General features: G+C 67.7%; 17 protein-coding genes and 1 tRNA gene. 10 read left to right on the top strand and 8 right to left on the bottom strand.

Annotated features, from left to right (window positions below):
• Window positions 1-1239 (top strand): aromatic ring-hydroxylating oxygenase subunit alpha, encoded by a 1239-nt coding sequence (locus tag ACWIGM_RS15525; protein WP_454026807.1) that lies wholly within the window; start codon window positions 1-3, stop codon window positions 1237-1239.
• Window positions 1236-2291 (top strand): FAD-binding oxidoreductase, encoded by a 1056-nt coding sequence (locus tag ACWIGM_RS15520; RefSeq protein ID WP_454026806.1) that lies wholly within the window; start codon window positions 1236-1238, stop codon window positions 2289-2291. The genes ACWIGM_RS15525 and ACWIGM_RS15520 overlap by 4 nt, the downstream gene beginning before the upstream one ends.
• 189 nt (window positions 2292-2480) lie before the next feature.
• On the opposite strand, the gene ACWIGM_RS15515 is transcribed toward ACWIGM_RS15520, so the two are convergent.
• The 7 genes from ACWIGM_RS15515 to ACWIGM_RS15485 all read right to left on the bottom strand — a co-directional run bounded on the left by ACWIGM_RS15515 (window position 2481) and on the right by ACWIGM_RS15485 (window position 9756).
• Window positions 2481-3647, bottom strand: a complete 1167-nt coding sequence (locus tag ACWIGM_RS15515) for an NAD(P)/FAD-dependent oxidoreductase (protein ID WP_454026805.1) — start codon at window positions 3645-3647, stop codon at window positions 2481-2483.
• 11 nt (window positions 3648-3658) lie between these two features.
• Window positions 3659-5269: an FAD-dependent oxidoreductase gene (locus ACWIGM_RS15510; protein ID WP_454026804.1), complete on the bottom strand. Its 1611-nt coding sequence runs from the start codon at window positions 5267-5269 to the stop codon at window positions 3659-3661.
• A gap of 114 nt (window positions 5270-5383) precedes the next feature.
• A complete protein-coding gene (locus ACWIGM_RS15505; protein WP_454026803.1) occupies window positions 5384-6136 on the bottom strand; it encodes an amino acid ABC transporter ATP-binding protein in 753 nt (250 codons plus the stop codon).
• A 2-nt stretch (window positions 6137-6138) separates the two neighbouring features.
• Window positions 6139-6990, bottom strand: coding sequence for an amino acid ABC transporter permease (locus ACWIGM_RS15500; RefSeq protein WP_454026802.1), 852 nt, complete (start codon window positions 6988-6990; stop codon window positions 6139-6141).
• The gene (locus ACWIGM_RS15495) at window positions 6987-7736 is read right to left on the bottom strand and encodes an amino acid ABC transporter permease (protein ID WP_454026801.1); all 750 of its coding nucleotides are present in this window, start codon (window positions 7734-7736) and stop codon (window positions 6987-6989) included. Before ACWIGM_RS15495 ends, ACWIGM_RS15500 begins: the two co-directional genes overlap by 4 nt.
• A gap of 108 nt (window positions 7737-7844) precedes the next feature.
• On the bottom strand, window positions 7845-8666 hold the full coding sequence (locus ACWIGM_RS15490) for a transporter substrate-binding domain-containing protein (RefSeq protein WP_454026800.1): 822 nt from the start codon (window positions 8664-8666) through the stop codon (window positions 7845-7847).
• 88 nt (window positions 8667-8754) lie between these two features.
• A complete protein-coding gene (locus ACWIGM_RS15485) occupies window positions 8755-9756 on the bottom strand; it encodes a GlxA family transcriptional regulator (protein ID WP_454026799.1) in 1002 nt (333 codons plus the stop codon).
• 55 nt (window positions 9757-9811) lie between these two features.
• Here ACWIGM_RS15485 and ACWIGM_RS15480 point away from each other — a divergent pair, with 55 nt between their 5' ends.
• From ACWIGM_RS15480 to purU, 5 genes are all read left to right on the top strand, one after another.
• Entirely contained in the window at window positions 9812-11062 is a 1251-nt protein-coding gene (locus ACWIGM_RS15480; RefSeq protein WP_454026798.1) for a sarcosine oxidase subunit beta family protein, read from the top strand.
• Between the two features lie 160 nt (window positions 11063-11222).
• Entirely contained in the window at window positions 11223-11498 is a 276-nt protein-coding gene (locus ACWIGM_RS15475) for a sarcosine oxidase subunit delta (RefSeq protein WP_454026797.1), read from the top strand.
• The gene (locus ACWIGM_RS15470; protein ID WP_454026796.1) at window positions 11495-14476 is read left to right on the top strand and encodes a sarcosine oxidase subunit alpha family protein; all 2982 of its coding nucleotides are present in this window, start codon (window positions 11495-11497) and stop codon (window positions 14474-14476) included. Before ACWIGM_RS15475 ends, ACWIGM_RS15470 begins: the two co-directional genes overlap by 4 nt.
• A complete protein-coding gene (locus ACWIGM_RS15465) occupies window positions 14469-15101 on the top strand; it encodes a sarcosine oxidase subunit gamma (RefSeq protein WP_454026795.1) in 633 nt (210 codons plus the stop codon). Before ACWIGM_RS15470 ends, ACWIGM_RS15465 begins: the two co-directional genes overlap by 8 nt.
• Window positions 15102-15187: 86 nt before the next feature.
• Window positions 15188-16051 (top strand): formyltetrahydrofolate deformylase, encoded by an 864-nt coding sequence (gene purU, locus ACWIGM_RS15460; protein ID WP_454026794.1) that lies wholly within the window; start codon window positions 15188-15190, stop codon window positions 16049-16051.
• 273 nt (window positions 16052-16324) lie between these two features.
• On the opposite strand, the gene ACWIGM_RS15455 is transcribed toward purU, so the two are convergent.
• Window positions 16325-16414, bottom strand: a tRNA-Ser gene (locus ACWIGM_RS15455).
• Between the two features lie 185 nt (window positions 16415-16599).
• On the opposite strand from ACWIGM_RS15455, the gene ACWIGM_RS15450 reads away from it, so the two are divergent.
• The 3 genes from ACWIGM_RS15450 (at window position 16600) to ACWIGM_RS15440 (ending at window position 20821) form a co-directional block, all read left to right on the top strand.
• The gene (locus ACWIGM_RS15450; RefSeq protein WP_454026793.1) at window positions 16600-16920 is read left to right on the top strand and encodes a hypothetical protein; all 321 of its coding nucleotides are present in this window, start codon (window positions 16600-16602) and stop codon (window positions 16918-16920) included.
• Between the two features lie 157 nt (window positions 16921-17077).
• Window positions 17078-18616 carry a YifB family Mg chelatase-like AAA ATPase gene (locus ACWIGM_RS15445; protein WP_454026792.1) on the top strand — a complete coding sequence of 513 codons (1539 nt, stop codon included), beginning with the start codon at window positions 17078-17080 and terminating at the stop codon, window positions 18614-18616.
• Window positions 18617-18724: 108 nt separating this feature from the next.
• The gene (locus tag ACWIGM_RS15440) at window positions 18725-20821 is read left to right on the top strand and encodes a response regulator (RefSeq protein ID WP_454026791.1); all 2097 of its coding nucleotides are present in this window, start codon (window positions 18725-18727) and stop codon (window positions 20819-20821) included.
• Window positions 20822-20881: the final 60 nt, after the last annotated feature.

The following is a 20881-nucleotide window of genomic DNA, read 5'->3' as shown; positions in this document are numbered from 1 at the left end:
ATGATCGATCGCGACCGCATCCGCCAGCTCCTCGCCGAGCGACGCGAGAGCTACAGCCTGCCGCAGGCCTTCTATGTCGATCCGGGGATGCACGAGACCGACATCAAGGCCGTGTTCGAGACCGACTGGCTGTTCGCCTGCAATGCCTGCGAGATCAGGAAGCCGGGCGACTACCTGACGCTGACCGTCGGCGAGAATCCGGTCGTGGTGCTGCGCGACCGGGACGGGCAAGTGCGCGCCTTCCATAACAGCTGCCGCCATCGCGGCTCGCGCATCTGCGGCCACGAGAAGGGGCGCGCCAACCGGCTCGTCTGCCCCTATCACCAATGGGTCTACGAGCTCGACGGCTCGCTGCTCAACGCCCGCCAGATGCCGGCCGATTTCGACCGTTCGGCGCATGGGCTGAAGCCCGTCCATGTCGAGGTGATCTGCGGCATGGTCTATATCTGCCTCGCCGAGAGCCCGCCCGACCTGACGCGCTATCGCGAGGCGGTGACGCCGTATATCGCGCCGCATATGCCGGAGCGGACCAAGGTCGCCTTCGAGATGACCCTGATCGAGGACGCCAACTGGAAGCTCGTCATCGAGAACAATCGCGAATGCTACCACTGCGCCGGCAACCATCCGGAGCTGCTGGTGACGCTGGTCGAGTTCACGCTGCCTAACGATCCGGGCGGACCGGCCGAGTTCAAGGGGCTGATGGACCGCAAGACGGCGAAATGGGATGCGCTGAGCCTGCCGCACGCGCCGGTCGATGGCGGGCAGGAGTTCCGCTGCATCCGCCTGCCATTCCATGAGGGGGCGCTGTCGTTCACGATGGATGGCGGGCCGGCCTGCCGGAAACTGCTCGCCGACTTCACCGAGCCCGATCTCGGCTCAGTCCGGATGTTCCGGGTGCCGAACAACTGGAACCACTTCCTCGCCGATCACATCTTGCATTTCAGGGTGCTGCCGCTCTCCCAGGACAAGACCGCGGTGCGCACGACCTGGCTGGTGCATGAGGATGCGGTCGAGGGTGTCGACTACGACATCGAGCGGCTGACCGAGGTCTGGATCGCGACCAATGCGCAGGATGCCGAGCTCGCGGCGGTCAACCATGCCGGCATCCGCTCGATGGGCTACCAGCCCGGCCCCTATGCCCCCACCGAATTCATGCTGACCAACTTCACCAACTGGTATGCCGGCAAGATGGCGGCCTATGCCGGCGAGCCCGCACCATTCAGGATCGCCGCGGAATGAGCACGGATGTCCTTGAAGCTCCGGCGGCGATCGCGCCATCGGCCGAGCTGCTCACGCTGACCGTCGTCGAGATCCGCGACGAGACGCATGACGTGAAGACCTTCGTCTTCCGGCCCGACGGCGGCGTGCCCAGCTATGCCGCGGGGCAGTCGATGACGCTGAAGCTCGCGATCGACGGCGAGACGCTGTTCCGCACCTTCTCGCTCGCCTCGGCGCCGGATGCGTCGGGCACGATTGCGATGACGATCAAGGCGCATGCCAAGGGCCGCGTCACCCGCTGGCTACACGATGCGCTGACGGTCGGCACGCAGCTGGAAGGCCGCTTGCCCAGGGGCCGCTTCACCATCGACAGCCGCACGACCGGCAGGCTCGCCCTGGTCTCGGCCGGCTCGGGGGCGAGCCCCCTTATGGCAATGCTGCGCCATCTTGCGACGAGCGCGCCGGAGATCGACGCGCATTGGCTTCACGCGGTGCGGACGCCACGTGACATCCTCTTCGCCCGCGAGCTCGCTGAGTTGCAGGAACGGATGCCCAATCTCAAGGTCGCGATGCTTGTCAGCCGGCCCGAGCCGGGCTGGTTCGGCTTCGCCGGCCGGCTTGGTCGGCGGCTGATTTCTGTCGCGCTGCCGGATTACGGGCGCCGCGAGGTCTTCTGCTGCGGCCCCGCCGGCTTCATGGACGAGGCACGGCTGATCCACGCGGCCGAGGGCGGGGGGCGCGACCACTTCCATGTCGAGCATTTCGGAGCGATCGCACCTGTGGCTCCACCCCTGGTACCGGTCGATGTGCCGGCGGGGGGCTACGCGGTCAGGCTCGGCGACAAGCAGTTCACCGCCCGGCCCGGCGAGACGCTGCTGCAGGCTGCGACGCGCCAGACCATCATCATCCCCTGCGGCTGCACCGCGGGGATGTGCGGCACCTGCCGGGTCGCTCTCGTCGAGGGCTCGGTCGAGATGCAGCACCAGGGCGGCATCACGCCGGAGGAGGAGACGCAAGGCTATATCCTCGCATGCTCCTCGCGGCCGCGTTCGGATGTGACGATCGCGCTGTAAGTCAACGAGCCCTTCAACTGAGACAAGCGCGGGATCCCCTCTCCTGGAAGGAGAGGGGTAGGGGTGAGGTGTTCGGAGCGGAATCGTTGGCTTGAACCTGACCACGCGGTGAGCGCTCGCGGAGCTGGTCGAATGGCCAACACCTCACCCTGCCCTCTCCTTCCAGGAGAGGGTTCCCCGCGCTCTCCTCTACGCCGCCAGCGCCTCGGTTGCGGCTGTCACTTGCCAGCCCTGGAGCTCGCGCCAGTTCGGCTCCAGCTCGGCGAAACGCGCCAGCTTGAAACTCGACAGGTCGGCGAAGCCGCAGGCGCCGTCGATGACGAGATCGCGGATCGCCCGGCCACTCGCGGGCGACAGGCCGAAGCCGACGCTCGACAGCGTCGCGACCACGACGTTTGCCTGCGAAGCTAGGCGGTCGATCACCGGGCGGCCATCCGGCGTGTTCTCGATCACGCCGGCCCAGGACCGGATGATGCGGGCGTGCGCCGCCCTGGGCAGCAATTGCGCGAGGCGCTTGCCCATATGCAGCATCAGCGGCGTGGTGGGCTTCGCCGGCGTGCCCTCCTCCGCCATCGCCAGCCACTCATGTGGCCCGCCGCCATAGGCGAGATTGCCGCGCAGTGTCTGGCGGCCGTAAAGCCCGCAGCCGTCGACACCGCCGAGCGGCATCAGCGGCAGCGGCTCGGTCACGATCATCTCGCAGCGGGCGGACTGCACCGGCACCTCCTGTCCGAGCATGGCGGAGAGCCGGCCGGTCTGGGGGCCGGCGGCGAGCACGAGGCTCTCGCAACCGATCGAACCGCGGTCGGTCTCGACCGCGATGACGCGGCCGCCCTCGCTGCGGAAGCCGGTGACGGTGGTGTGCTGCAGGATGCGCCCGCCATGGTCCTGCATCGCCCAGGCATAGCCCTGCAGCGTGCGATGCGGGTTAGCGTGGCCGCCGAACTTGTAGTGATAGCCGCCGACGACGGTATCGCCCGCCAGCGGCACGAGTTCCTTCGCCTGCTTGACGTCGAGCATTTCGGATTCGAAGCCCTGCCGCGCGGCATTGCGCAGCGCGCGGCCATAGAGCGCCATCTGCTGCTCGCTCGCGGCGAGGCGAACACGCTCGCCCCTGAACTCGGTGGGATAGCCGAGCAGCTCATCCATGATCGGCCAGAGCCGCTGCTCCTCGGCGAAGAGCGGCGAGTGGTGGTGCGAGCAGCCGCCGCCATTGCGGCCGGAGGCCTCCCAGCCGATCAGCCCCTTCTCCAGCACCAGCACGTCGACGCCGTCGCGCGCCAGCCACCAGCCGGCGGAGAGGCCGGTGACGCCGCCGCCGACGATGACGACGGAAGCTCCCTTGATCTCGCTCATAGCTTTCGGCCTCACTCGCTCGCGACGGGACCGGTCGCGTCGTTCGTCGCGACGCTGTAGCGCGCCGGCACCTCCCAGAACGGCACCCATTGCGCGTGCATGCCGAACCAGGTGTCCCAGTGCTCGGCCTGTTCGGGCGCCTCGGGGACAAGGGCGGTCATCGCCAGCGGCATCGGCCTGACAGGGGCGCGATAGCCGGCGAGCGGGATCGCCGAGAGCGGCTGTGCCGCACCGAGCGCCAGCAAGGCTGCGACCTGCTCGCGGCAGCGGCGACCCTGGCAGGGGCCCATGCCGGCGCGGGTCAGGCGCTTGACCTGATCGGGATTGGGCGGGCCCTCGCCCAGCAGCGCCGAGAGCGAGCGATCGTTGCGGCGCTCATTCTGCCAGTCGAGATAGCGCGGCGGACGGACTTCGAGGATCTCGCGCGCCGTCACCTCCTCGCATTGGCAGACATGGAACTCGGCGCGTGCCTCGATGACGCTGGCCCGGACCCAGGCGAGGCGATAGGCGGAGATGTCGTAATCCGGCGCGGGCAGCGCTGCAGCTTCCTCGCTGGCAGTGTTTTCCCCGAGTGCCGCGACGGCGCGGGCGGCCTCCGCCTCGGCGATGGTGCGGTCGCGCGTCTTGCTCGCCCAGATTCCGGCGCAGTCGCCGACGGCGTAGACATTGGCGAGGCTCGTGCGCTGGCTCGTGTCGAGCACGGGCGCGTAGCCACCGCGCTCGGCCTGGAACGCGACCTTGCAGCCGGCGGCATCGATCAGGTCGATGACTGGCGTCGCGCCGACCGCCAGCACGATGCCGTCGCTGGCGATGGCGCGTTCTTCGCCGGCTGGCCGGTCTCCCCCGTCCAGTCTCGCGACCAGAGCCGCTTCGACGCTGTCGCGGCCGGTCGCCTCGCGCACGACATGGCTGGTCAGGATCTCGGTGCCGGCCGCACGGAGCTTCGCCAGCAGTTCCGCGTCGCCGATCGGCTCGGCCGCCTGCTCGACGATGGCGGCGATGGTGACACCAGCGTCGCGCAAAGCGAGCGCGGTGGTCAGCGCCTCGGTGCTCGAACCGAGGATCACGGCCTTGCGCGGGCCGAAGGCGTCATAGCGAGTCGCCAGGTTGAGCGCGGCGGTGGCGCCCATCACGCCGGGTTTCTCCCAGCCCGGGAAGCCGAGGCCCATGTCGCGGCGCCCGCAGGCAAGGATGACGTGCTGTGCCTGGACGAGAATGCTGCTCTCCTCGCCGGCGAGGCCGGCGACGAGGCCCGGCATCCAGCCGAGCGCCGGGCCGTTGGCGTAGAGCCCCCAGCAGGCCGTGCCGAGGCGGAGATCGACGCCGGCCTCGAACGCCTCGGCGATCCGCGGCTCGGAGGCGACGAAGGCCTCCATCATGGCGTTACGGTTGCGGGCGCTGGCCGCCATGCCCTGGCCGAAATGCAGCGGGACATCGTCGCCCATCGCCCTGAACGGGACCGGGTTCTCGTCGACCAGCAGCACATTGAGGCCGCGGGCGGCGGCGCCGATCGCGGCCTCCAGACCGGCGGGACCGCCGCCTACGACGAGGACATCGACACTCTCGGCGATGGCGAGCGGCTTGCCGGTGACGGATTTGGGATCGGAGGCCGGGACGGTCATGGGCTGCGCTTTCGAATGACTGGGTTCATTCTTGGCGCCGACGCCTGGCGGAGCCGGCCGGTTTGCGACATCGACCGGCCGGGACGCGACATCCCGGCCGCAGGCCTTGTCGGCTCAGAGCACCTGTTCGAGGAAGGCGCGGGTGCGCGCCTCGCGCGGCGCGCCGAAGAATTCGGCCGGGGCTGCATGCTCGACGATGACGCCGCCATCGGTGAAATAGACGTGATCGGCAACCTCGCGCGCAAAACCCATCTCATGGGTGACGAGGATGCAGGTCATGCCCTCGGCCGCGAGATCGCGGATGGTGACGAGCACCTCCTTCTTGGTCTCGGGATCGAGCGCGGCGGTGACCTCGTCGAAGAGCATGACCTTCGGGTTCATCGCCAGCGAACGCGCGATGGCGACGCGCTGCTGCTGGCCGCCGGAGAGCTCACCCGGATAGGCGTCGTGCTTGTGCGACAGGCCGACCTTGGCAAGCAGGCGCCTCGCCCGCTCCCCGACTTCGGCAGGGTCCTGCTTCAGCACATGGATCGGCGCCATCATCACGTTCTGCAGCGCCGTCTTGTGCGGGAAGAGATTGTATTGCTGGAAGACGATGCCGACGTCGCGGCGCAGCGCCAGCTTGTCCAACGCAGGGTCGTTGACCTGGCGGCCGGCCACAGTGATCGAGCCCTGGCTGATCGGCACCAGCGCGTTGATGCAGCGCAGCAGCGTCGACTTGCCGGAGCCGGACGGGCCGATGATGCAGACGGTCTCGCCGCGGCGGATGGTGAGGCTGACATCCTTGAGCACGACGAAGGCGCCGAAGGCCTTCTCGACGCCCTCGACGACGACGACCGGCTCGCCGAGTTCATGCTTGGCAGCCATGGTCATCCCTTCACGTTGAAGCGGCGCTCGAGCGCCATGGTCAGGCGCGCGATCGGGTAGCAGTAGGCGAAGAACATCATCAGCAGCAGCAGGTACATCGGCAGCATCAGCTCGGGCCGGCTCTCGGCGACGAGGGCGGCGCGGGTTATGGTGAGCCCGTCCTGGATGCCGACCACCGAGATCAGCGTCGTCGCCATGGTCAGGATGGCGTAGAGGTTCATCCAGGGCGGCAGCATGCGCTTGATCGCCTGCGGCAGGATGATCATCCACATCGTCTGGCGGCGGGTGAAGGCGAGCGCCTCGGCCGATTCCCACTGGCCCGACGGAATCGAGCGGATGCCGCCGCGCACGATCTCCGAGACATTGGCCGCGACCGGCAGCGCAAGGCCGATGATTGCCTTGACCCAGGCCGGAAAGGCGATGCTGACCGGCCCGAGCCTGATCTCGAAGGGCAGGAGGAACATCGCGTAGAACAGCAGCACGAGCCAGGGCGCGTTGCGGAAGAACTGCGTCGCCGCCCATGACGGCTGGCGCAAAGCGGCCGAAGGCGAGACCTGGCCGATGCCGAAGAGCACGCCGACCGCGGTGCCGAGCGCCATGGAGAGCACGCTGATCAAGAGGTTGAACAGGAAGCCCTGGAAGATCAGCGGCGCCCAGCGCAAGAGGATGGTGACTGCGCCATCGCGCGCGGCAGGAGCCGCCGCCTGCGCCACCGCGAGCGAGGCAGCGAAGACGATGACGACGCCGGCGACGAGGCCAGCGCTGAGCAAAGCTGGCGCGGCGAGCCCGCTCGGCGCGATCGATGGGGCGCGGAACGGCTTCAGGACCGGGAGATCGGTTGCGGCGGTCTTCATGGCATGTAACCGGGAATGCGCATGGCCCGCTCCCAACGGTGCATCACCCAGACCAGCACCGCGACGAGCAGCACATAGACGACGAGCAGCACGTTCATCATCTCGCGGACGTTGAAGACCTCGGACCAGATCTGCGACGCCGCATAGAGCAATTCGGGCACGCCGATGGCGTAGGCGAGCGTCGTGGTCTTCACGAGGTTGACGAGGTTGTTGTTGAGCGCCGGCAGGCAGATGCGGAAGGCGAGCGGCAGCACGATCTGGCGCCAGAGCTGAAAGCGGGTGTAGCCGAGCGATTCCGCCGCCTCGACCATCGTCTCCGGCACCGCCTCGATGCCGGCGCGGAATATCTCGACGTTGAAGGCGCCGGCGAAGAGCGAGAAGGCGATGATCGCCCAGCCGGTGCCGCTGACGAGCGGCGACTGCCCGCCAAAACCGTCCGAGACGGTTGGCAGCATTCCGCCGACCGCGAAATAGAAGAAGGAGAGCTGCACCAAAGGCGGCGTGTTGCGGAAGAACTGAACGTAACCCCGCACCAGGAGCCGGCCGAGCCGCGACTGGCTGCCGGCGATCCAGACGCCGAGCAAACCGATCGCGAGCGAGGCCAGGATGGAGACGACGCAGATATAGCTTGTCGTCCACAGCCCGGTCAGGAAGCGCGAGCGGTCGAAGGCATCATAGAAGATCGAGAAATTGAGGCCGTGAGTATCGTTCAGGCGCTCGAAGAATGCGGCGATCATGTCCGACATCTCGGGATGACTTGGAGCGTCATGGTCGGGCTTGGCCCGACCATCCCGGAAACCAGAAAACTCTGGTCATGAGATTCTCGGGGCAAGCCCGAGAATGACGCGCCGCAGCTACGAGCCGCCCTTCAGCTTCTTGTTGGTCTCGATCAGATAGGGGCTCTGCTTGATGCCCCATTTGGTCTCGAGCGCCAGCAGCTTGCCGCTCTTGTGCCAGTCGACCGACATGTCCTTGACCAGCTTGCCAAAGGCGCCGTCGAGATCATCCAGGCGCACGCCGATCGCCCAGAGCTGCGGGTCCTCCGAGGTCAGCGGCATCTCGTAATTCGCCCATTTCGGGTCGCCGCCCGACAGCGTCGAAACGATCAGCGTGTCGTCGAACAGGAAGGCGACGCAGTTGTTGCCCTGCAGCGCGTTGAGCGCGTCGGGCACCGAGGGGAACACCACCATCTCCGGCGCATAGATCTGCGAGACGCGGCGGTTGTAATAGGCGCCCTGCACGGCGCAGACCTTGCGGCCCTTTAGGTCTTCCCACTTCTTCAGGCCGGCGCTCTTGGGCGCGAGCACATTGGTGGCGCCGGCGTAGTAGTTCGGCTCGATCATGCCGATCTGCTTGCGCCGGTCCTGCGTGTCGCCGAGCGTCGCCAGGATCATGTCGATGCGGCCCTGGCGCAGGAACTCGATGCGGTTGGCGGCGATCACCGGCACCATCTCGAGCTTCACGCCGATCTTGCTCGCGACCTCCTGGGCGAGATCGATTTCGAGGCCGACGATCTTGCCTGACGGATCGAGGAAGCCCCAGGGCTTGTAGTCGTTCTTGACGCCGACAGTGAGGACACCCTTTTCCTTGATCTTGGCGAGCGTGTCCTGAGCGAAAGCCGGCACGGCGGCAAACGTGGCGGCGAGTGCAAACGCCAGGGCGGTCAATCGTTTCATCGGTCGCGATCCCCTTGTCTTATTATGAAGCCCTAGCTTCCGGCGGATCGGCGCACAGATTTGACGCAGTGCGACACTTTCTTGACTCTCAGCGTCGAGCCGGACGGGCCTCCTGCAATCGCTCGGCCCGCGGTGGGTGGCCGAAGCGTTCGCGATAGCTGCGCGAGAAATGGCTGGCGCTGGCGAAGCCGCAGGCGAGCGCCGTCTCCAGGATCGAGAGGCTGGTCTGGCGCAAGAGGTCGCGCGCCCGATCGAGCCTCAGGCCCAGATAGTGCTCGCCGAGCGAACGGCCGAGATGCTGGCGGAACAGGCGTTCGAGCTGGCGCAGCGAGACATTGGCGAGGCGAGCGAGCTCCTCCCGCGGCTCAGGGGTCTCGATGGTCTGCTCCATCCGGGCGATCACGCGCAGCAAGGGCGCATGGGCGATGCCGAGCCGCTCGCGAAGCGGCATGCGCTGCGGCCCCGCCCCTTCCCGGACATGGGTCTGCAGGAACCATTCGCTGACGGCGAGCGCGAGCTCGCTGCCATGCTCGCGCGCGATCACCCCGTGCAGCATGTCGAGCGGCGCAGTGCCACCGCTGCAGGTCAGCCGGTCGCGATCGATCTCGTAGAGCGAGCGCCTCAGGTCGAGATCGGGATATTCCTCGAGGAAGGCCGGTGCGTGCTCCCAGTGGATGGTGAAGCGATAGCCGGAGAGCAGGTTGGCGCGCGCCAGCAGATAGGGACCGCCGGAGACGCCGCCGATCTTGACTCCGCGCCGCGCGAGCTGGCGCAGCCAGGCGAAGGTAGGCTGGTGATGGAACAGCGCCGGATTACCGCCGGCGCAGACGAAGAGATAGTCGAGCCTGAGATCGGCGCCGACGCTGGCATCGGCGGCGATGGCGACGCCATTCGAGGCAGAGGCCGCGGCGCCGTCGATCGAGACATGGCTCCAGCGATAGAGGCGCCGACCCGAGAGCCGGTTGGCGGCGCGCAGCGGCTCGATCGCCGAAGCGTAGGGCAATAGCGCGAAGTCAGGGATCAGCAGGAAGCCGACATGGGTCGGCGCGCTATCGTCGCAATCAGACAATCCTGTGTCGCTAACAAGCATGTCGGCGAGCCTATGTCGGTCAATCTCCTGATGACAAGACCGCCCGGACCCGTCGATGCGCTATTCCATCTTCTCGCTGCTGTCGCAGACCCTGCAGGGCCACAAGGGCTGGACGCCGGCCTGGCGCGATCCTGCGCCGAAGCCCGAATACGACGTCATCATCATCGGCGGCGGCGGCCATGGCCTGGCGACGGCGCATTACCTCGCCAGCCGGCATCGCATCACCAATGTCGCGGTACTGGAGAAGGGCTATCTCGGCTCCGGCAATGTCGGGCGCAACACCACGATCATCCGCTCGAACTACCTGCTGCCGGGCAACACCCCGTTCTACGAGCTCTCGATGAAGCTCTGGGAGGGGCTGGAGCAGGACCTGAACTACAACGCCATGGTCAGCCAGCGCGGCGTCTTGAACCTCTACCATTCCGATGCCCAGCGCGACGCCTTCGCCCGGCGCGGCAATGCGATGCGGCTCGCCGGCGTCGATGCCGAACTGCTGGGCACCGAGCAGGTCCGGGCGATGCTGCCCTATCTCGATTTCGACAATGCGCGGTTCCCGATCCAGGGCGGGCTGCTGCAGCGCCGCGGCGGTTCGGCCCGGCACGACGCCGTCGCCTGGGGTTTTGCCCGCGCGGCCGACAGCCGCGGCGTAGACATGATCCAGAATTGCGAGGTCACCGGCATCACCATGTCCGGCGGGCGCGCCATCGGCGTCGAAACCTCGCGCGGGCCGATCCGGGCGAAGAAGATCGCCATGGCGGTCGCCGGCAATTCCTCGCGGGTCGCGGCAATGGCGGGGATGCGCCTGCCGATCGAGACCCATGTCCTGCAGGCCTTCGTCTCGGAGGGGCTGAAGCCGCTCATCGACTGCGTCGTCACCTACGGTGCCGGGCATTTCTACATCAGCCAGTCCGACAAAGGCGGCCTCGTCTTCGGCGGCGACATCGACGGCTACAATTCCTACGCCCAGCGCGGCAACCTGCCGGTGATCGAGGATGTGATGGAATCGGCGATGGCGCTGTGGCCTGGCCTCGGCCGGGTGCGCATGCTTCGCCATTGGGGCGGCGTCATGGACATGTCGATGGACGGCTCGCCGATCATCGATACGACGCCGGTCGACGGGCTCTATCTCAATGCCGGCTGGTGTTATGGCGGCTTCAAGGCGACGCCGGCCTCCGGCTTCTGCTTCGCCCACCTGATCGCGACGGGCCAGCCGCATCCCGTCGCCACCGCTTATCGGCTCGACCGCTTCGCCACCGGGCGCGTGATCGACGAAAAGGGTGCCGGCGCCCAGCCGAACCTGCATTGAGATGACAAGCCGCGCTCCCCATTCCCGTCATGGTCGGGCTTGTCCCGACCATCCACGTCTTCGCTGGTCGAAGGTTGTGTTCAAGACGTGGATGCTCGCCACAAGGGCGAGCATGACGGTGGTGGCGCATCGCGTCCTGAAGATCGTGGAAGCCTGAGCCATGCGCATCACCTGTCCCCATTGCGGCGCGCGCGACGCCCAGGAATTCAGCTATCTCGGCGCCGCCGATCTGCAGCGCCCCGAGGGCATGGCTGCGAGCGAAGCCGCGATGGCCGATTATGTCTACCAGCGCGACAATCCGGCCGGCACCCATCGCGAGCTCTGGTATCACGGTGCCGGCTGCCACGCCTGGCTGGTGGTGACCCGCGACACCCGCAACCATGCGATCACCGCGGTCGAGCCGGCCAAGGCGCGCAAGGCGGGAGCGATGGCATGAGCACCCAGCCTTTCCGCCTCGCCTCCGGCGGCCTGATCGACCGCGGCCATCCGCTGGATTTCAGCTTCGACGGCGCCTCCTATCGCGGCTATGCCGGCGACACGCTGGCCTCGGCGCTGCTCGCCAACGGCGTGCGCCTTGTCGGCCGCTCCTTCAAATATCACCGCCCGCGCGGCGTCCTCTCGGCCGGGCCGGAGGAGCCGAATGCGCTGGTCGAATTGCGTTCCGGCGCGCGGCGGGAGCCCAACACCCGCGCGACCGTCGTCGAATTGTTCGGCGGGCTCACCGCCGCGAGCCAGAACCGCTGGCCTTCGCTCGCCTTCGATCTGCTCTCGATCAACGGGCTGGTCTCGCCGGCCCTGGTCGCCGGCTTCTACTACAAGACCTTCATGTGGCCGGCCGCGTTCTGGGAGAAACTCTACGAGCCGCTGATCCGGCGCGCCGCCGGCCTCGGCCGCGCCGCCGGAGCGGAAGATCCGGACCATTACGAGAAGGCCTTCGCCTTCTGCGACCTGCTGGTGATCGGCGGCGGACCGGCCGGCCTCGCCGCCGCGCTGGCGGCCGGGCGCAGCGGCGCCCGCGTCATCCTCTGCGACGAGGATTTCCGGCTCGGTGGCCGGCTCCTGGCGGAAAAGCGCGAGATCGGCGGCAAGCCGGCCTCGGAATGGCTCGCCGCGACGCTGGCCGAACTCGAAAGCTTGCCGGAGGTGCGGATCATGCCGCGCACCACCGTGTTCGGCCTCTATGACCACGGCATCTACGGCGCGGTCGAGCGGGTCGCCGACCACCTGCCGCAGCCGCCGGCGTATCAGCCGCGTCAGCGCGGCTGGCGCATCCAGGCCAAGCGGGCGATCCTCGCTGCCGGCGCGCTGGAGCGGCCGATCGTCTTCGCGGGCAATGACCGGCCGGGCGTGATGCTGGCCGGCGCGGTGCGCTCTTATGTCAATCGCCATGGCGTCCTGCCCGGGCGAGAAACCGTGCTCTTCACCGCAGGCGACGATGGCTGGACGACGGCGCGCGACATCGCCGCCGCCGGCGGCAAGGTCGCCGCGATCGTCGATTCCCGCCCCGCCGATCCGGCGCGCAAGGCGCTCGCCGACAAGCTCGGTGCACGGCTCTTCGCTGGCGGCGCCGTGATGGCCGCGCATGGCGGGCGGCAGCTCAACGGCGTCACGGTCCGCGACGCCTCGGGCGCGGTGAGCGAGTTGTCCTGCGACCTGCTCGCCGTCTCCAATGGCTGGAACCCGACGCTGCACCTGACCTCGCACCAGAACGGCAAGCCGGCCTGGGACGATGGTCTGCAATGCTTCGTGCCGGGCACCGTTCCTGCGGGACTTGCGGTCGCCGGCAGCGCCGCCGGGCGCTTCACGCTGGCGCAGGCGCTGGAGGACGGCGCGAGGCTGGGGAGCGAGGCAGCCGTCGAGGCTGGATTGGCCGCCAAATCGGTCGAACCGACCCTGGAGACTGATCCCGAAACCAACGGACTTTCACCGGTCTGGCGGGTAAGCGGCGGCAAGGGAAAAGCCTTCGTCGACTACCAGAACGACGTCACCGACAAGGATGTCGAGCTCGCCGCCCGCGAGGGCTTCCGGCCGGTGGAGCATCTCAAGCGCTACACCACGCTCGGCATGGCGACCGACCAGGGCAAGACCTCGAATCTCTCCGGCCTCGCGATCATGGCCGAGCAGACCGGCCGGACGATCCCACAGACCGGCACCACCACCTTCCGCCCGCCCTATACGCCGGTCGCGATCGGCGCGCTTACCGGCCATCATCGCGGCAAGGACTTCAGGCCGATCCGGCTCGCGCCGACGCATGACTGGTCGAAGGAGCAAGGCGCCGTCTTCGTCGAGACCGGGCCATGGCTGCGGGCGCAGTACTATCCGAAGCCCGGCGAGGCCGACTGGCTGACGACGGTCAACCGCGAGGTCAAGGCGGTGCGTGCCGGTGTCGGCCTCTGCGATGTCTCGACGCTCGGCAAGATCGACATCCAGGGCGCTGACGCCGCCGAATTCCTGGAGCGGGTCTACATCAACGGCTGGAAGGCGCTCCCGGTCGGCAAGGCCCGCTACGGGCTGATGCTGCGCGAGGACGGCTTCGTCATGGACGACGGCACCACCTCGCGCCTCGGCGAGACGCATTTCCTGATGACCACCACCACCGCCAATGCCGGCAAGGTGATGCAGCATCTCGAATTCTGCCATCAGGTGCTGTGGCCAGAGCTCGATGTCCGCATGGTCTCGGTCTCCGAACAATGGGCGCAGGTCGCGATCGCCGGGCCAAAGGCGCGCGAGACCCTGCTAGGTGTCATCGACCCCGAGCATGATCTCTCGAACGAGGCCTTCCCCTATCTCGCGGCACGTTCCGTCACGGTCGGCGGCGGCATCCCGGCGCGGCTCTTCCGCATCTCCTTCTCGGGCGAGCTCGCCTATGAGCTGGCGATTCCTGCCGACTATGGTGACGCGATGGTACGGGCGCTGATGCAGGCCGGCGCGCCCTTCGGCATCACGCCCTATGGCACCGAGGCGCTCGGCGTGATGCGCATCGAGAAGGGCCATGTCGCCGGCAACGAGCTCAACGGCCAGACCACGGCGCGCGACCTGGCCTTAAGCAAGATGATGTCGTCGAAGAAGGATTTCGTCGGCCGGCTGATGGCGGGCCGGCAGGCCCTGGTCGAGCAGGACCGGCCCTCCTTCGTCGGCTTCAAGCCTGTCGATCCCTCCCAGCGCCTGCGTGCCGGCGCGCATTTCATCGGCATCGGCAAGCCGGCGGCGATGGAGCATGACGAGGGCTACATGACTTCGGTCGCCTACTCGCCGCACCTGAACCACTGGATGGGGCTCGGCCTGATCAAGGGCGGCGCCGCCCGCATCGGCGAGCGCGTCCGTGCCTATGACCCGGTTCGCAATGGCGACGTCGTCGTCGAGATCTGCTCACCCGTCTTCGTCGATCCCGAAGGAGCCCGCCTCCATGGCTGAGACAGCGCGTTCATGGGCGCCGCGCGCCGCCTGGGCCGGCATCGCGCAGGCCGGGCAGATCGGCGCGGCCGGAGCGGCTGGCGTCACCGCGAGCCTGCTCGACGGCTTCGGCCTGGCGACGCTGATCGCTGCGCCAGGCAGGGCAGCAGCTGCGTCGCAGGTCGTAGAGGGGCAGCTGGGCATCGCCCTGCCGTCGACGCCGAGGATCGTCTCGAATGCCGCGCATGACGTGATCTGGTCCGGCCCCGACCAGTGGCTGCTGCGCACGGAGACGCGCGACGGCTTTGGCGGCTTTCTGGAGGTGCTCTCGGCCCAAGCCGCGGTCAGCGACCAGAGCGATGCGCGCGCTGCCCTGCGGCTCTCCGGCCCGCGGGTCCGTGACGTGCTGGCCAAAGGCGTGATGCTCGACCTGCATGCTGCCGCCTTCGCGGTCGGCGACACCGCCTTGACAAGCATCGCCCATATCGGTGTGCATCTCTGGCGGCTCGCTGACGGGCCGGATGGGTCCGTGTTCGAGATCATGGTCGCGCGCAGCATGGTGGGAAGCTTCTGGTCCTGGTTCGCCGCCTCCGCGGCCGAATTCGGCTGCCAGATCTCTATCGACCACGCCAGCGGCCGAGGTTGACGGCAGCGCGCCGCGCGCCCTCCCTTCCTTCGACCTTTCCCGATCCTCATTGTTCAGGGACCCGCGCAAGCGGGCCGATCCGTCACATGTCCGATTCTCCGATGATCCTTGCTCTGTCCTGCCCTGACCGGCCGGGCATCGTCGCCGCCGTCTCGACCCTGCTCGCCAAAGCCGGCTGCAACATCCGCGACGCGCAGCAATTCGACGACCTCGAAACCGGCCGCTTCTTCATGCGGGTGGTGTTCGACCGGCTGGAGGGTGCCCGCAGCGCCGCCGAGATCCGTAGCCTCGTCGACGAGTTGGCGGCGCGCTTCAAGATGAGCGTCTCGCTGCGCGATGCCGCTGCCCGCAAGCGCGTCCTGCTGCTGGTCTCGAAATTTGACCATTGCCTGGCCGACCTGATCTATCGCTGGCGCATCGGCGAACTGCCGATGGAGATCACGGGGATCGTCTCGAACCATGCCCGCGAGCACATCGCCTCGACCGATCTCGGTGATCTGCCCTTCCATCACATGCCGGTCAACCGGCAGACCAAGATGGAGCAGGAGGCCGAGCTCTGGCGCCTGATCCAGGAGACCGGCAGCGATCTCGTCGTGCTCGCCCGCTATATGCAGGTCCTGTCCGACGGCCTGTCCGCCAAGCTGGCGGGCCGCTGCATCAACATCCACCACTCGTTCCTGCCCGGCTTCAAGGGCGCCAAGCCCTATCACCAGGCGCATGAGCGCGGGGTGAAGCTGATCGGCGCGACCGCGCATTACGTCACCTCCGATCTCGACGAAGGGCCGATCATCGAGCAGGACGTCGAGCGCATCAGCCATCGCGACACGCCGGACGATCTCGTCCGCAAGGGCCGCGACATCGAGCGGCGCGTGCTGGCGCGGGCGGTGCGCTATCATCTGGAGGATCGCGTCTTGCTTAACGGCAAGAAGGCGGTCGTCTTCACGGATTGATTTGGAGCCTTGGTCACCACGGGACAGGCAGCTCAAATGCGCCAGGACCGGACGTTGGAGGAGTCGGCTATGGGCCAATTCGCGACGAAAACTCGACCACTGCGGTTGTCGCGGGGAACCGCAGTAACGCAAGGCTGAGCCGAGAATCAGCCCTCAGGACGCAAAGATTTTCTCGGCCGGCGCGAAACGGAGAACGGCGCAACGCGTCCAAGACCCGAAAGCACCGGCCATTTCGAGCGGTTCTGCGCTGAGGGCTGAAGCTAGGAAGCTAGCTGGCGGACAGGGCGGGATTCGAACCCGCGATACGGTTTCCCGTATACACACTTTCCAGGCGTGCGCCTTCAACCACTCGGCCACCTGTCCGGCGCGCTGCTTATGGCGTCCATGCGCGCGACTTTCAAGGCCTAAAGCCGAAGCCGCACAGGGTTGCACGCAATTGTCCTTTGTCGTTGCAATATCGGAGGGCAGGGGACACATCCGGGTTCCTCGGCGTGAGGCGGCTCAAAAGGGCCGCGTCGGGCCGGTCGTCGCGGAGATCGGGGGACGAATTGCGCTTTCTCGTCAGGATGCTGGGTTATCTCCTTGTCGCGGGCGGCTTCGTCGCGCTGCTCACCGACGGGGCGCGCTCGATCGCCAATTCGTTCCTGCGCTTTACACCGCTCGGCGAGACCTTGCTGACCGTCTTCGGCGAGCGCTTCCGACTGTTGCAGCCCGCCGTCGAGCGCAATCTCCATCCCATGCTCTGGGATCCGGTGCTGGTCCATGTGCTGCAGGTGCCGACAGCCGCGGCCGGGTTGCTGCTGGGTTTCCTGCTGCTTTGGCTCGGCGCGGCGCCCAAGCCTCAGATCGGCATCGTCACGCGACGGTGAAGCGTCTCGCGCCCGAGCACGGGCGACAACGGCGCCGATTCGGCGCCATCAAAGGCAGCCCACCAGTTTCATTATCTCCTATGAAAGTTCCTGATATGTTCTTGCAACCCTGACGCGCTTCCGTTAGCGTCAGCACGCGGGGTTGGGGTGCGCTTGCATGGTGACGCGGGTCGCGACGGTAGCGTTCGAGGGCATCGAGGCGCGCGCCGTCGACGTCCAGGTCCAGGTCACGCCGGGTGGCGTCGCCTTTATCCTGGTCGGCTTGCCCGACAAGGCGGTCGGCGAGAGCAAGGAACGGGTCCGCGCCGCGCTGATCGCCTCCGGGCTGGCGTTGCCGGCCAAGCGCATCACCGTCAACCTCGCCCCAGCCGACCTGCCCAAGGAAGGCAGCCATTATGACCTGCCGATCGCGCTCGGCGTGATGGCGGCGATCGGCGCGATCCCGGCCGACGCGCTCGCCGGCTACACCGTGCTCGGCGAGCTCGCCCTCGACGGCTCGATCACGCCGGTCGCAGGCGTGCTGCCGGCAGCGATCGCGGCCTATGGCCGAGGGCAGGGGCTGATCTGCCCGGCGGCGAGCGGACCGGAAGCAGCCTGGGCGGCACGTGATCTCGACATCCTCGCGCCCCGCTCGCTGATCCAGCTCGCCAACCATTTCAAGGGTACGCAGGTGATGGCGCGGCCCGAGCCCGCCGTTGCCCGCCAGAGCGGGCCGCTGCCGGATCTGCGCGACATCAAGGGCCAGGAGAGTGCCAAGCGGGTGCTCGAGATCGCCGCCGCCGGTGGCCACAACCTCCTGATGAACGGGCCGCCCGGCGCCGGAAAATCGATGCTGGCGAGTCGTCTACCCTCGATCCTGCCGCCGCTCGACCCGCGCGAGCTGCTGGAAGTCTCGATGGTGCTCTCGGTCGCCGGTCATCTCGCCGACGGCGAACTGACCGACCGGCGCCCTTTCCGCGCGCCGCATCATTCGGCCTCGATGGCGGCGCTGGTCGGCGGCGGCCTGCAGGCGAAGCCGGGCGAGATCTCGCTCGCCCATCACGGCGTGCTCTTCCTCGACGAGTTGCCGGAGTTCCAGGCGCAGGCTCTCGATGCACTGCGCCAGCCGATGGAGACCGGCGAGGTGCTGATCTCGCGCGCCAATCATCGCACCGTCTATCCCGCGAAGTTCCAGCTCATCGCCGCGATGAACCCGTGCCGCTGCGGCAAGGCGACGGAGCCGGGCTATGCCTGCCGCCGCCAGCCGAACGAGCGCTGCATGGCGGGCTATCAGGCCAGGATCTCCGGCCCGATGCTCGACCGGATCGACATCACCATCGACGTGCCGGCGCTGACGGCGGCCGACCTCATCCTGCCGGCCGCGGCAGAGGGCTCGGTTGAGGTCGCCGCGCGTGTCGCTGCGGCCCGTACCCGTCAATCGGCGCGTTATGCGGCACTCGGCCTGCCGGGCGGCACGACCAATGCCCGCTGCCCATCCGCATTGCTCGACGAGGTGGCGCGGCCGGATGCAGCCGGGCTAGCGCTCCTGCGCAGTGCCGCCGAGGCGATGCGGCTGACGGCGCGCGGCTATCATCGTGTGCTCAAGGTCGCCCGCACGCTCGCCGATCTCGACGGCGAAGATCAACTCGGGCGCATCCATCTCGCCGAGGCGCTGTCCTATCGCTCGCGGATCGATCAGGCAGCGCAGGCTGCCTGATGAAGGGCTGCCGCCTGATGAAAGGTTAACGAAACCATTCAAACCATCCGGCATCCTCGCCGGTAGGGCGAACCCTTTCTCAAGAGGGAGCGTGATAGATGGGATGGCATGATCGAGTTGCCGCCCTCTCTCATCCTGTTGACCGGCACCGCCATCGCCGCGGCGATCGCCTGTGCCATCGTCGCGGTCCGGCTGCTGCAGGAGCGTCGGCAGGTGACCCGGCAGGCGAGGGCGCTGACGGCCGATGTCGAGAAGCTGAGCGACCGGCTCTGGGTGCTTGCCGACAGCGAGGAACGCTATCGTAGCCTGATCGAGGCGCAGGGCGATCTGATCGTGCGCCGCAGCGAGGGCCGGATCATCTACGCCAACGCCGCCTATGCGGCGCTGATCGGCAAGAGCGAGATCGAAGCCATCGGCAGCGTCGAGCAGCCGCGCGTTCGCAGCGCTCGGCCAGTGCAGGTCCTGCCGGGGGGAGCTCGCGTCGTCGACGAATGCATCGAGACGCAAGAGGGCGAGCGCTGGCTCTCCTGGGTCGAGACGATCGTCCCTGTCGCTGCCGGGCAGACCGTGCTGCAGCGGGTCGGCCGCGAGATCAGCGGGCGAATCGCAGCTGAAACAGCACTGGAGGAAGCGCGCAGCCGGGCCGAGGAGGCAAGCGCCGCCAAATCGCGCTTCCTGGCGACCGTAAGCCATGAATTCCGCACTCCGCTCAACGGCATCCTGGGGATGGCCGACCTGCTCGGCGATACCAGGCTCGACCCGGAGCAGGCGACCTACGTCAAGGCGCTCAGAAGTTCGGGCGAGGCGCTGCTCGGGCTCGTCGACGACATCCTCGATTTCGCCAAGGTCGAGGCCGGCAAGCTCGAACTCGCCGACGTGCCGTTCGATCCCGCCGCGCTGATCGAGGACGTCACCGAGCTGATGGCGCCGCGCGCCCAGGCCAAGGGCATCGAGATCTCCACCTTACTCGGGCTCGACCTGCCGGGGCGGCTCGTCGGCGATGCAGAGCGCCTGCGCCAGATCCTGCTCAATCTCGTCGGCAATGCCGTGAAGTTCACGCAAGCGGGCGGCGTCGGCATCGAGGTGGATGCTGTCGCCGGTCAGTTCGTCGTCGCCATCGCCGATACCGGGCCGGGCATTCCGGCCGAGCGTCTGGCGACGATCTTCGAGGAGTTCGAGCAGGGCGGCATGGCCGGCCATCGCGACCAGGCCGGCACCGGTCTCGGCCTCGCCATCGCACGTCGGCTCGCCCGCGCCATGGACGGTGAGATCGAAGCCGGTAATCGCGCCGATGGCGGCGCATTGTTCCGGCTGGCCCTGCCATTGCGAGCCGGCACAGCCGAAATCGAGCCGCCAGCATCACCGAATTGGCAAGGTCGGCGCATCCTCGTGGCGTCGTCGGCGCCGTTCAGTGGACCCCACATTGCCGCCTGCCTCGAACGGAAGGGTGCGCAGGTTCTGCGGGTCGGCGATCACGCACAGGCCCTGGCGGCGCTCGCCGGCGATTCGGCCCTGTCCGCCGTGCTGGTCGACCGCAATCTTCCGGGCGGTGAGGTCGAGGCGGTGGCAGCTGCGGCGCGTCGCGCCGGCGTCGCCGATATCGTGATCATGCTGGCGCCGGCCGAGCGCCGAAGCTTCGGCTCGCCTTATGCTGCCGGCTTCAGCGGCTTCCTCGTCAAGCCGGTTCGGGCGCGTTCGCTGCAGGTGCGGCTCGACCCGGTCGAGCGGTTGCAGCACGCAGCCGAGGCAACGCCCGTCGGAGGCGCGTCGGCAGAACAGCCTGTCTCCGGTCTGCGGGTCCTCGTCGCCGAAGACAACGAGATCAATGCGCTGCTGCTGACCCGCACCCTGGAGCGGTTTGGCTGCATTGCGATCTGGGCGCGTGATGGCGGCGAGGCCATCCGCCTGATCGAGGAGGCGCGTTCCGGCCGGTCGCAAGAGTTCGATCTCGCCTTGCTCGATGTCCGTATGCCGGTGCTGGACGGGCTGTCCGTCGCCCGAAGAATCCGCGCGGCCGAGAAGGCGCTTGGCCTGGATCGGCTGCCGATCGTTGCAGTCACCGCCAATACGGCGGCGGAGGACCGGCGCGAGGCGCTCGCCGCGGGCATGGATGATTGCCTGGCTAAGCCGCTCTCGCGAGAGCACTTGCGCGGCTGGATCGATCGGCTTTCGCAGCAGCAAACGGCCGAAATTCTGTCGGCCTGAGCCGCGCTTCGATCCACAGGCGGTTGGCTTCGTCATCGCACTGACGTAGTTTTGTCGCGA

The organism is Allobosea sp. NPDC055332 (assembly GCF_053645455.1).
The sequence above is the reverse complement of the archived record's forward strand: the minus strand, read 5'-3'. Positions and strand labels throughout refer to the sequence as shown.